Source organism: Methanospirillum sp. (assembly GCF_035406105.1).
Classification (GTDB): domain Archaea; phylum Halobacteriota; class Methanomicrobia; order Methanomicrobiales; family Methanospirillaceae; genus Methanospirillum.
Window position 1 is genome coordinate 1 of the sequence record NZ_DAONKG010000062.1, and the last position, 11,525, is coordinate 11,525.

18 protein-coding genes are annotated in these 11,525 nt (G+C 49.7%); 3 read left to right on the plus strand and 15 right to left on the minus strand.

The annotated features are described in order from the left end of the window. On the plus strand, nt 1–902 hold a 902-nt coding region (pncB, locus tag PLA23_RS05270), incomplete at its 5' end, for a nicotinate phosphoribosyltransferase (protein WP_324474297.1). 12 nt (nt 903–914) lie between these two features. Here the strand turns inward: pncB and PLA23_RS05275 are convergent. From PLA23_RS05275 to PLA23_RS05340, 14 genes are read right to left on the minus strand one after another with little or no spacing between them, the layout of a single operon-like run. Further along, nucleotides 915–1,319: a 4Fe-4S dicluster domain-containing protein gene (locus PLA23_RS05275; protein WP_324331625.1), complete on the minus strand. Its 405-nt coding sequence runs from the start codon at nt 1,317–1,319 to the stop codon at nt 915–917. After that, on the minus strand, nt 1,316–2,338 hold the full coding sequence (locus tag PLA23_RS05280) for a complex I subunit 1 family protein (RefSeq protein WP_324474298.1): 1,023 nt from the start codon (nt 2,336–2,338) through the stop codon (nt 1,316–1,318). The genes PLA23_RS05275 and PLA23_RS05280 overlap by 4 nt, the downstream gene beginning before the upstream one ends. A gap of 2 nt (nt 2,339–2,340) precedes the next feature. Next, nucleotides 2,341–3,570 carry a hydrogenase large subunit gene (locus PLA23_RS05285; protein WP_324331190.1) on the minus strand — a complete coding sequence of 410 codons (1,230 nt, stop codon included), beginning with the start codon at nt 3,568–3,570 and terminating at the stop codon, nt 2,341–2,343. Then, nucleotides 3,567–4,196 (minus strand): NADH-quinone oxidoreductase subunit C, encoded by a 630-nt coding sequence (locus tag PLA23_RS05290; protein WP_324331188.1) that lies wholly within the window; start codon nt 4,194–4,196, stop codon nt 3,567–3,569. The genes PLA23_RS05285 and PLA23_RS05290 overlap by 4 nt, the downstream gene beginning before the upstream one ends. Continuing rightward, a complete protein-coding gene (locus PLA23_RS05295) occupies nt 4,193–4,630 on the minus strand; it encodes an NADH-quinone oxidoreductase subunit B family protein (RefSeq protein ID WP_324331187.1) in 438 nt (145 codons plus the stop codon). The genes PLA23_RS05290 and PLA23_RS05295 overlap by 4 nt, the downstream gene beginning before the upstream one ends. Further along, entirely contained in the window at nt 4,627–4,974 is a 348-nt protein-coding gene (gene mbhI, locus PLA23_RS05300) for a membrane-bound hydrogenase complex subunit MbhI (protein WP_324331185.1), read from the minus strand. Before mbhI ends, PLA23_RS05295 begins: the two co-directional genes overlap by 4 nt. Then, complete coding sequence (locus PLA23_RS05305) at nt 4,975–6,543, minus strand: proton-conducting transporter transmembrane domain-containing protein (RefSeq protein ID WP_324331184.1); 1,569 nt, start codon at nt 6,541–6,543, stop codon at nt 4,975–4,977. Between the two features lie 3 nt (nt 6,544–6,546). Next, on the minus strand, nt 6,547–6,891 hold the full coding sequence (locus tag PLA23_RS05310; RefSeq protein ID WP_324331182.1) for a sodium:proton antiporter: 345 nt from the start codon (nt 6,889–6,891) through the stop codon (nt 6,547–6,549). Then, nucleotides 6,888–7,355 (minus strand): Na(+)/H(+) antiporter subunit B, encoded by a 468-nt coding sequence (locus PLA23_RS05315; RefSeq protein WP_324474299.1) that lies wholly within the window; start codon nt 7,353–7,355, stop codon nt 6,888–6,890. The genes PLA23_RS05310 and PLA23_RS05315 overlap by 4 nt, the downstream gene beginning before the upstream one ends. A gap of 4 nt (nt 7,356–7,359) precedes the next feature. Further along, the gene (gene mbhE / locus PLA23_RS05320) at nt 7,360–7,647 is read right to left on the minus strand and encodes a hydrogen gas-evolving membrane-bound hydrogenase subunit E (protein ID WP_324330215.1); all 288 of its coding nucleotides are present in this window, start codon (nt 7,645–7,647) and stop codon (nt 7,360–7,362) included. Continuing rightward, on the minus strand, nt 7,644–7,889 hold the full coding sequence (locus PLA23_RS05325) for a hydrogenase subunit MbhD domain-containing protein (RefSeq protein WP_324330217.1): 246 nt from the start codon (nt 7,887–7,889) through the stop codon (nt 7,644–7,646). Before PLA23_RS05325 ends, mbhE begins: the two co-directional genes overlap by 4 nt. Then, complete coding sequence (mnhG, locus tag PLA23_RS05330) at nt 7,886–8,242, minus strand: monovalent cation/H(+) antiporter subunit G (RefSeq protein WP_324330219.1); 357 nt, start codon at nt 8,240–8,242, stop codon at nt 7,886–7,888. The genes PLA23_RS05325 and mnhG overlap by 4 nt, the downstream gene beginning before the upstream one ends. Continuing rightward, a complete protein-coding gene (locus tag PLA23_RS05335) occupies nt 8,242–8,499 on the minus strand; it encodes a cation:proton antiporter (RefSeq protein WP_324330221.1) in 258 nt (85 codons plus the stop codon). The genes mnhG and PLA23_RS05335 overlap by 1 nt, the downstream gene beginning before the upstream one ends. After that, complete coding sequence (locus PLA23_RS05340; RefSeq protein WP_324330222.1) at nt 8,496–9,023, minus strand: Na+/H+ antiporter subunit E; 528 nt, start codon at nt 9,021–9,023, stop codon at nt 8,496–8,498. The genes PLA23_RS05335 and PLA23_RS05340 overlap by 4 nt, the downstream gene beginning before the upstream one ends. 217 nt (nt 9,024–9,240) lie before the next feature. Between PLA23_RS05340 and PLA23_RS05345 the strand changes: the two genes are divergently transcribed. Continuing rightward, on the plus strand, nt 9,241–10,641 hold the full coding sequence (locus PLA23_RS05345; RefSeq protein WP_324474301.1) for a phosphoadenosine phosphosulfate reductase domain-containing protein: 1,401 nt from the start codon (nt 9,241–9,243) through the stop codon (nt 10,639–10,641). Further along, nucleotides 10,638–11,243, plus strand: a complete 606-nt coding sequence (hisH, locus tag PLA23_RS05350; protein WP_324330224.1) for an imidazole glycerol phosphate synthase subunit HisH — start codon at nt 10,638–10,640, stop codon at nt 11,241–11,243. Before PLA23_RS05345 ends, hisH begins: the two co-directional genes overlap by 4 nt. 3 nt (nt 11,244–11,246) lie before the next feature. Here hisH and PLA23_RS05355 read toward each other — a convergent pair. Further along, on the minus strand, nt 11,247–11,525 hold a 279-nt coding region (locus PLA23_RS05355; protein ID WP_324474303.1), incomplete at its 5' end, for a response regulator.

The window sequence follows — 11,525 nt, forward strand, 5'->3', positions numbered from 1 at the left end:
AGGGGCCTGACGGTGCTCTGACCGCGTCCAGGGCAGCATATCTTGGGGGCTGTATGGGGACATCCAACCTGGAAGCGGGAAAAAAATTTCACATTCCGGTGAAAGGAACCCATGCGCACTCCTATGTAATGTCATATCGTAGAGAGCTGGATTCATTCAGGCGGTATGCAGAGGTCTTTCCCAATACAACGATCCTGCTTGTGGATACGTACGACACCATCAGGAGTGGTATGGTCCATGCCATTGAAGTCGGCCGTGAGATGAAACAACAGGGAAGAATACTTGCCGGTGTAAGACTTGACAGTGGTGATCTCCTCACGCTCTCAAAGCAGGCACGACAGATGCTTGATGACGCAGGCCTTTTTGAGACGAGGATTGTGGCATCAGGAGATCTTGATGAGTATAGGATCGCAGAGCTCAAACGGCAGGGAGCTCCCATTGATCTCTTTGGTGTTGGAACCCGGCTGGTAACCGGTCATGAATCGCCTGCCATTGCCGGGGTATATAAGTTGTCATCGATAGAGCAGTCACCAGGTGACAGTCAGATGCGGATGAAAGTCACCGATCATACCGATAAGACATCCCTTCCCGGCATTAAGCAGGTGTATCGTTCCTATGATGCAGATGGGATGATGGCTGGTGATTGTATTGAACTTGAATCAGCAGGTGCTGATCTTGAGGGATTTGTTCCATTACTCTCCCCCGCCTTAAAAGACGGGTACATCGTCCGGCCGATTCAGCCCCTCGATGAGATCAGGAAACAGGTTATTACCTCACTTCAGACAATACCTGCCGAGGTAGTCAGGATACAAAACCCTGAGCGGTATCCGGTATCGCTCGGTCCGGCACTTGCAGATGCCCGGAAAAAAACCATTGAAGGGTATTCAGGAAAGACCTGGTAACCCACACACTCATTATTCTACAATCTGACTTTCCGCATACCGGTTCTCGGTTGCAAGCAGAAAGTCTGATGACATATGCAGACAGTCTTTGGGACAGATGTCATTACACTGACTGCAAAAGACACACTGGGTTATCCAGATCCTGATCCGTTTTGTCTCCGGAATAAACTCGATCGCATTTGCCGGGCAGACCCTGATGCACATCCTGCACCCGATACAGGTGTTCCGGTCATAGAGGATCTTACCCCGATATTTTACCGGGGTTGGCACTGGCGGATGAATGGAAGCCTTTCCCGCAGCAACTGCCTCCAGAAATCCGGTGATCGTTGGCGGCAGATTTTTAGCCGGGAAGAAGTTGGTTGCCGGTTTTTTGAAGAGCTGGCGAAGCACCATCGGCACTGAAGGGAGTTTTATCATGACAGACACCCCCACAGAACGCTCCCGTCAAGAATGATGAGTACCATACCGATAAGTCCGATGGTTGTCAGCCATCCCCAGTAGAGGGATACTACGGTATTGATCCTGAACCGTGCCATGACCACCCGGACGAGTGATACTGAGAAGAACATCACGATGATCACTTTCACGAGGAAGAAGAGAAGATCTATACCCGCTCCCAGGACTCCTGATACCCCGATGACCGGAGAGAGGTTCCAGGGGAAGAAGAGGAGAACGGAAAGACCTGACATTGCAACCAGCTTTGCAGCCATGGAGAGGGAGAAGAGGGCCAGGTTCCTGCCTGAGTACTCAACAAGAAGCCCTCCGCACAGTTCAGTCTCTGCTTCAGGAGTGTCACAGGGGATTCTTGATAACTCGGCAGGGGTGACCCAGGCAAGAACAATGAGGAGAAGGATACATCCGATGATTCCGAGCGGTCCGACTACCGTCCAGATCGGGTGCGCAACCAGTGTGTTGACAGAGAACGGCATCACGAGTCCGGCAACAGCCAGTCTCCAGGCGATTGCAATTATGGCGATAGCAAGCGGGAACTCATAGGCGATCATGGTCACCATCTCACGCTGAGCCCCGATGCTGGCATACGGAGACCCTGATGCAAATCCTCCCGCAACCATGGCAAGAGCCGGAACCGTCAACAGGTACATAATCAGGATAAGATCCCCATACTCTCCGACCATTGGCAGAGGTGTGCCAACCGGAAGGATACTGCCAAGCGGGAGGTAAACGAGCACCGACACTGCTGATGCAAATGCAACAATGGGTGCTGCATGAAAAAGTGTGGGGATTGCATTTGCCGGCACGACGGAGTCTTTGCAGAGGAGTTTTCTCATATCAGTAAATGGCTGGGTGAGAGGAGGGCCCTGACGCATCTGCATCCGTGCAGCACATATCCGGTCAATCCCCATCAGAAAGAGGCCGGCGATAATCCCAAACAGCGTGACAAACACAACACCTGCCGCAATAACGGGAAGTTCCATACTCATGCCTGAAGCCTCCGTGTCTTCTCAACCGACAAACGGTGCAGATGCTCTTTGGTAAGAATACCGGTATGTCCCTCATGACTGACTACCGCCACCCGGTCAGTGCATGACATACAGGGATCGATGGATGCGACGATGATTGGAATGTCAGCAATCTGCTCTCCTTTCAGAATCTCAACCCATGCCATCTGATTTGAGTACGTGGATGCTTTTACCTTCCACATCTCCGGAGCTTCCTGTTTTCCATTCATCCGCACATAATGCATATCCTCACCACGGGGCGCCTCGACACGAGCAAATGCCTCACCAGATGCCTTCTTCAGGTTCATGAGCAGTTTTGCGTACTTCTCTTCGGCAAGGACCGGGCCGTCTGGCATCTGTTTCATACACTGCCTGATTATGTCAATTGACTGTTTTATCTCAAAGATACGGACGACAATCCGATCATAGACATCACCGGTTGTTTCACTGCTGTAGATATCAGGAAGCACAATATCAAAGTCAAGATCTCCATATGCTGCATAAGGGGAGTCTATCCTGACATCCATCGCAAGCCCTGATGCCCGTGAGGTTGGCCCGACGGTTGCAAGTTCAAGAGCCCGGCGTTTTGTTAAAATTCCGGTGTTCTTACACCGCATGGCGATTGTTTTGTCATGAAGGAAGAGATTGATCATCTTCTCAAGAAGGCCTTCATAGTACTGGAGCGCCTGCTCAAGCCGGGGGAACATATCAGGGGTGATATCACGGCGAGTTCCACCAAGCATAATGATACCGTAATTGACCCGGTTCCCGGTGATATACTCGATAACATCCACCGACTCCTCCCGCAGCTGCCAGGCAAGATAAAACAGGGTATCAAATCCGAGTTCATGAGCGGCTACTCCGGCCCAGAGAATATGTGACTGGATCCGTTCAAACTCGGCGATAATGGTCCGGACATAATATGCCCGGTCCGGCACTTCAATCTCTGCTATCTGCTCTACAGCCTGTGCAAAAACAAGGGCATGATGAACGCCGCAGATGCCACATATCCGATCACAGAGGTGGAGGATCTGAACCGGGTTTCTCCGCATCCCCATCCATTCAATCCCCCGGTGAGCCCGGCCAGGAGCAAAATCAACCTCTTCGATGACCTCACCATTCATCGTAAACGTAAAGTTGATAGGCTCTTTAAGAGCCGGGTGAATCGGACCGATGGGAAGTTCATATGGTGCTTTTTTCTGACTCATTCTGTTGCACCTCCTGATGCTGCACGGGGAGATTCCGGCTCTATATCCTGGGCCGGTTCAGGTTCTGCAACTGGCGGAGCAGGCCGGTCGGTGGGGCGATCCACTTTCCAGAGTTCCTTTACCATGGACTGGGGAATGCCTTTGTCATCCTTTCTCCAGGGATATACCCCGCTTGGAAAATCATCAGGCAAAAATATTCTCCGGCTGTCAGGTATTCCATCCACAATGACACCGATCATGTCCTGTTTCTCCCGTTCCGAATAAACAGCACCAGGTATCAGTCCTGATATTGTTGGCACATGGGGGTCAGATTTAGGAACCTGAACGGTAAATACAACATTGATCTCTTCGTGTTTTCCACCAAAGAATACCTGAAGGTGATAGAGAAGATCGATCATGTCACCAGTATCTGATGCTGCAATGACCCCAAGGTGGGGATAATCGATGGAGATGAGTTCAGCGACAGCATCAGTGAGAATCTCACGGGGCACTGTCATCCACACTGTCTTCTGGGGAAGTTTTTTTGTTCCTTCGCACCATTCCTTCACCAGCACATTCTGTACCCGGGACCCGAATCTGGTGACAAACCGGTCCGCAAGTTCCTGCGGTGTCATGGTTGCTCTCATGATTTCCCCTCCTTTTCAAGCCGTTCAAGTTTTGCAATCGCCTGTACCACCCCATATATGATAGCCTCCGGCCGGGGGGCACATCCGGGCACGTACACATCCACCGGGATGACCTGGTCGAGCGGGCCGTCTAGATTATAGGACTCATAAAATACCCCTCCTGACTGACCACAGGTGCCGACACACATGACAACCTTTGGTGCTGCCATCTGCTCATATACCCGTTTGACCCGGTCTCTCATCTGGTGGGTGACCGGACCGGTAACAAGGAGAACATCCGCATGTCTGGGTGAGCCGACCAGTTTTATTCCAAACCGTTCTGGGTCATAACGGGGACAGAGGGCAGCGACAATCTCGATATCACATCCGTTACATGACCCTGAATTCACATGGAATACCCAGAGTGACCGGTTCAACGACGGACTAAGTTTCATTTCAGGATCACCACCACGATGAGGACAAGAGCCGTAACCAAGAGATATGCCAGGAAGTAATCAGACAGATTTCCGGTATGGAATGGTTTTATGAATCTATAGTATCCTGACAGCGCCTCTGTGTATCCCCAGTACAGATTTCCCGCCCTGATATGAACTGCTGCCTTTTCCGGTTCGGCATTTCCTGAAAGAAACGGGGCGGTTGATCCGGCACTGGTGTCATAGGTCTTCTCGCCGCGTGACCAGATGAGCCATCCGATAATAATAGCGATGGCAAAGGCAATCACCCAGAATATGGCATTCCATGCTCCAAAACCGGTTGAAAGGGTGAATGATTCGATCATTTATGCACCTCCGAGGACCGCTGATATATATCCATGATAATCCACCAGTGCCGATGCTGCGGGAGCAACCAGCATGTCGACCACCTGCTGGGGAAATAGTCCAAAGAGAACCACCAGACATGCAAGGATCCCCATGGCAATAAGCATGGGCATAGGTGCTTCTTTTACATCCTGGTATTCGGGGAGTACTGGGCCCATGAACATGGAATGAAAGACTTTTACGAAAGATGCAAGGGTGAGGATACTGACGACCATGGCAATGACGGCGAGAATGGGATTGAACAGGAATGTTGACTCATAGATGAGCAGCTTGGATGCAAATCCGTTAAATGGTGGAATTCCTGCGATTGCCAGCGATCCAATCATAAAGAAGACCATCGTCCATTTCATGGAATGCCCCAGGCCACCGAGCTGGTTGAGGTTTCTGGTTCCACACCGGTACATAATAACACCGGCAGTCAGGAACAGGAGGCCTTTATACAGGGCATGATTCATAATGTGAAACAGACCCCCCTTTAGTGCCATCATCCCGACACTCTGGGAGAGACAGGTACTTGAAAGGGCTGCAAGTCCCACACCAACACCAAGCAGCATGTATCCGGTCTGGGAGACGGCATGATAGGCCATCAGCCGCTTCACATCCTTCTGTGGAATTGCCATCGTGACACCGACAAACATCGAAAGCACTCCAAGGATGATGATAATCCATCCTACGGTAAGCGGGTTGATCTGACCCCCGTAAAGGGTAAAGCACACCCGGAAGAGTGCATACAGACTTGCCTGTGAAGAAACAACCAGAAAGGCCGTAATTGCTGATGGTGCCATGGCATAACTGTCCGGTGTCCAAAAATGCATCGGGACGGCTCCGCACTTCATGGCAAGAGCAGTAAAGAACAGGACAAATGCGATGATATCAAGGCTGGTCAGTTGCATCCGGTCTGCTATGACTGCCATATTCAGAGAGTTGTACTGGGCATAGAGAAGGCCGATTCCAACCAGGAAGAGCATGCCTCCAAGGGTTGAGAGTGCGGCATATTTCAGTCCCGCCTCTGCTGCAACCCCTTTGTCTATGCGGTATGCCACAAGAGCAGCTCCGGCAAGTGAACTGATCTCAAGGAAGACAAAGAAGTTAAAGAGATCACCGGTTGCGATCATCCCGTACACACCGGCAATCAGGAGAAGCAGAAGGGTATAGAATCCGTCCTTTCCTGATAACTTCTCCATGCTGGAGATTGAGTAGAGGGTGATGCAGAATCCGACAATTGAAGCGATGATAAGCATGAAAGCGCTTGCAGGATCGATTGTGAAGATGATCCTGATGGGAATGCCCCCGGAATCTGGCGGGATCACATGTGAGAGTGCATCAACTCCGAATGCATAGACAAGAGGCCCGCTTTCAAGCACCCGTGATGCGACCAGGAGTCCGCAGAGGGATGTAAGGGTAGTAATAATAAGTATCCAGGTCGTGCGTATAGAATCTCCTGCACGAGAGAGGATTGGGGTTATAAATGCTCCCAGCAGGGGGATTGCAATAAGAAGTCCGGGGAGATTGCTCAATAGTATATCCATGGTTTACCCCTGCAGTTTTGTGACTTTTCGGACATCGGTCGTATGATAATACCGGTATATGACCATCACCAGAGAGAGCAGCAAAGCGAGGGTTGCAACACCGATAACAATACTGGTCAGAGTCAGGGCCTGGACTGTTGGCATGACCATCGCAAGTGATGGTGCCCCGGTAAAGATGGGTGCAATGCTGTCCCAACGGTATCCGAGTGCAATAAGGAAGAGGTTTACACCAGATTCTACAAGTGATATCCCCATGATCATCTTTATCAGATCCTTTTTCATGAGGATGGCATACAGACCAATCATGATGGTTCCTGCAACAACCAAAAACGGGAGATTGTCTATCATTCTCCCTCCTCGCGAGATCGAATTCCGCTTGTCATATATAAAATAATAATACTCAGTCCTCCAAGGACCTCAATTCCAACAGCAATATTCATGATGGGGATCGTTCCGGCGGTGTTTAAAACCCCTGGATTAATGCCATAGGAGACTGCCTGACCAAACAGTCCTTCTGCTCCATTTAAAAAGTTCATGAAAAAGAGGTAGCCAAGTGGTATGGCAGCAAGGGCGGTTCCGATAAAAACAACAAGGCCGGTCGTCTCGCATGACTGAAATGTACTCTTTTTAAACCATGCAAGAAAATCGTCCAGTCTGTACGCGACAATGAGAAGGATAAATCCGGTCGCGATAACTGCCCCTCCCTGAAATCCGCCGCCCGGTGTCAGATGTCCATGAAGGACGACATATAATCCGAACACGGTGATGAACAGGAACATGACATCCGCAGTTGTCCGGATGAGTTTACTCATACTATCACTCATACTCGTAATCCTCCCCTTTCTTTCGATGTCTGAAAAGGACCGCCACTCCGGATACGGCAGTGAACAGGACACAGGCCTCACCAAGCGTATCAAAGCCTCTGAAGTCAAAGACAATGGATGTTACAATATTATTGGCTCCGGTCTGTTCCTGGCCGTGTACAATGAAATAATCATCCATATCAGACATTGCCGGGTTTCCAAAGGGCAGTGAAACCGCTGCAAAAAAGAGACCTCCTGCGAGTACCACGAGCGTGAACCATACTGCTTTGGATCGCATCATGTCACCTCCTGGTCGTGGGTTGCTCTGATTGCGATCATGTAAATTGCGGTTGAAATCCCTGCTCCGACAGCAGCTTCAGCGATTGCGACATCTGGTGCCTGGAGGATGTAAAATTCTATTGAGAGGAGAAAACTGAAAGCTGCAAAGGTCACAGCGGCGGCAACGAGATTCTTCTGCCAGATGATCAGTGCTGCGGTGATAAGGATTCCAATAAGCACCAGGATATGAACTGGATCTATCACAGGCCTGCCTCCGAGAGTCTGTCCACAACCGCTGGTTTTGGCTTTTGCCCGCTTCGGTGGGCAGCCCGGGCAATCGCATGAGAGCCTGCAGCGTTTGTAATGGCCAGAGCACAGACCGCAATGATGGTATGGGTGATAACCATGAGGTACTGTACCTCACTAGATCCCAGATATTGTGAAATTGCAAAGACCACTACTGCAAGACAGAGGAAGATACTCCCAAAAGTGGTTGCTTTTGTGGATGCATGAAGCCGTGTGTACACATCGGGGAATCGTAAGAGTCCGATGACACCAAGAGCATTAAACAGCAGGCCAATGGCCAGAAAGATGTATATTATCGTATCTGCTATCATCAGAGGTCACCGCCGATATGTTTTGCAATATACAGGGTGGATACAAAGGAGAGCAGGGCATACACGATGGCAACATCAATAAAGATATACTGCTGATACACCACTCCAAGTAGGATCATGATTGCAACAGTCAGCGTATTGATGGTATCCACCGCAACAACCCGGTCCGGGTTGGTAGGTCCAAGTATCAGACGCACGAGTGCTCCAAAGGCAATAACCACGGCGCACAGGGCAGCAATCATAAAAACCGGGATCACTCGGCAATCCTCCGGATCCATGCGGGAATATTCATGAATGAAAAGATCTCCCGTGCTTCGAATACCTCTTTTTTCTCATCGCCTTCGTCAATGTGAATGACATGAATAAAAAGGTCATGACTCTTCTCGTCAACATCCACACTCAGTGTACCTGGTGTGAGCGTGATGGAATGGGCAAGCATGGTCACCCCGAGATCTGATTTCATCCCAGAGTGCAACCTGATGATCCCTGGCCGTACCCTGCCGGTTATGACCCGGTATGCAACATCCAGATTTGCTTTGGTCAGTTCAACCAAAAATGGTCCGCAGATGTAGAGTGGAATGCGGAGCAGCCGAAGCGGACTGAGCATCCGGTAATTTTCATGTCTGCAGAAGATCTTTTTGCAGATGACACCGGTCACAAGACCAATGATGACTCCTGCACATATTTCCTCCCATGACCAGAATAGAACAGAGCCTGATCCAACAACGAGCACCAGATAAAACAGAAAAGCCGCAGATGCAGTGACGATAAACGGGATCATTGTATCACCAGTTCCCGGTCATCATAATGGCAGAACAATGCCAAACCCTCTCGATATGTCATGATAGATCGTGATCAACTGAGGTGGTTATCCGCATCATATAATATTTTTTATTCGATCACCTTTCTTATTTCAGAGAAAAACGGCTTTTTCACACGTTAGGAGTGCTGGTCAGTACAAAGCAGTATGTAGGGAGAGATCATACCAATGGGGAGATATGGGTGGATTATACCACGGCAGAATTCTCCTTCACTGGTGTGATTCGTGTCATACACCGGTTCTTGCAGAACGTTGTGCATGCGGGGCGGACACCCGTCCTGTCCCGGTCACCCCTCCAGGTGATGCACGCCCTGCATTTCCTGATGATATTGCCTTTGTCAATACGATATATCAAGAACAGTTTGGAATGTCGATCATTCCGGATGGCCAGATAGCTCTCCTCAACAAGGTTCCGGATCATGACCGGATGGAAGAGATTATTGTCGGGGGTGCAATTGTTGGAGCAATCCGGTATCTCCCTGAGGAGAGACGGTGGGAAGCTCTTCCCAGACCCGATGCGGCACTCATCAGTACGCCGAAAAAGCGGTTTATGATTATAGATGAAGGAGCACTTTCATCGATCAGGGAAGGGAGAAGTCTCCTGGCACCAGGTCTTGTCTCATGTGATCCGTCTGTCAGGGAGGGTGATGAGGTCTTTATGATGACACCATCCGGGATTTGTGCAGGAGTTGGCAGGGCACGGATGGATGCAGAGGAAGCAAACCGGATGGAACGAGGACAGGTTGTCAAGACCAGAAAGAACATCCCGTCTGCATACATTCCGGGCACAGCATCATGGGACGATGCAGTCGCGGCAAATGCTGAGGTGCTGGCACGGGCTGAAGCAGCATCTGGAAAATTTATCGCGGATCATATCGGCCCGTATGAACATCTTCCCATGTCAGTTTCGTACTCGGGTGGAAAAGACAGTCTTGCAACCCTGCTTGTTGTCATGAACACCTATCGGAAGATTCCGATCCTGTATATCGATACCGGCCTTGAATTTCCCTCAACCGAAGAGAATGTCCGCGCCGTCCGTGAAACATACGATCTTGAATGTATCAGGATTGCATCGGCTGATGAGTTCTGGCGTGATTTTGAGATATCAGGCCCGCCTGCACGGGATAACCGGTGGTGTTGTAAAACCTCCAAACTTGAGCCCCTTCGTCAGCATATTATCAGCAGCTATGGAGAAGATGGAGAGATTGTCTCATTTATCGGGCAACGCAAGTACGAGTCTTTTTCCAGAATGAAAAATCCACGGGTATGGCGGAATTCTTATGTGAAGAACCAGATCTGTCTTGCACCGATTCATACCTGGACCGCTTTGCATGTATGGCTCTATATCTTTCGGGAGAAGGCACCATACAACAGATTGTACCGGCATGGGGTTGACCGGATGGGCTGTTATATGTGTCCGGCAAGTGATCTTGGTATTCTTGAAAAGATAAAGGCCCTTCATCCAGATCTCTGGCAGGAATGGGAACAGGCTGTCTTGCTATGGATGAACAGGCATGGGATTTCCAACTCCTGGTTTGAGAGCGGGAAGTGGAGAACCAGGGGAGACGAAGCAGCATGAGCACCATTGTCATCATCGATTACGGGCTTGGAAATATGCGGAGTGTGAGTAAGGCTGTAGAAAAAGCAGGGGCAAACGTCCTGATATCGCACAACCTTGACGATATCCGTTCGGCAGAAGGAATCATCCTCCCTGGAGTGGGGGCGTTTCACGAAGGGATGACCCAGCTTGCGGATCTGGCCCAGGCACTTATCGAATCAGAGGGGCAGGTTCCCATTCTTGGCATCTGTCTTGGTATGCAGATGATGATGGAATTCTCTGAGGAACACGGATTTCATAAAGGTCTTGGCCTTATACCCGGAACAGTCCGGCGTTTTTCAGATACACCCGGATATAAGATCCCGCACATGGGTTGGAACCAGATACACCTTCAAAAGCAGGATGAACCACTCTTTGAGAGAATACCGGATCAGTCATATATGTATTTTGTACACTCATACTGGGCTGATACCCCGGTTGAATACTGTGTAACATCAACCGATTATATTAACACATTTGCCTCCTCAATTCGAAAGGGTACCGCGATTGGTGTGCAGTTCCATCCGGAGAAGAGTGGGATGTGTGGTCTTTCAATTCTGAAAAATTTTATCGGGATGGTATGATCATCATTCCTGCAGTGCCATTTCAATGGTGGCACGAAGCTGATTATCAGTAAAGGGCTTGACAATATAGCCCAGAGGTTTTGTCTTTTTTGCCCGCTCCATGATTTCTGAATCAAGGATGGAGCTGATATAGACAATAGGAATGCTGAATCTTTTGATGATCTCTATAGCCGTATCTATGCCATCCATCTCACCTGGCAGATTAATATCCATCAGCACAAGTGTCGGACGAATCTCTTCAATTCTGACAAGGGCCTGCGTACTGTCTTCAGCAGTACCTAC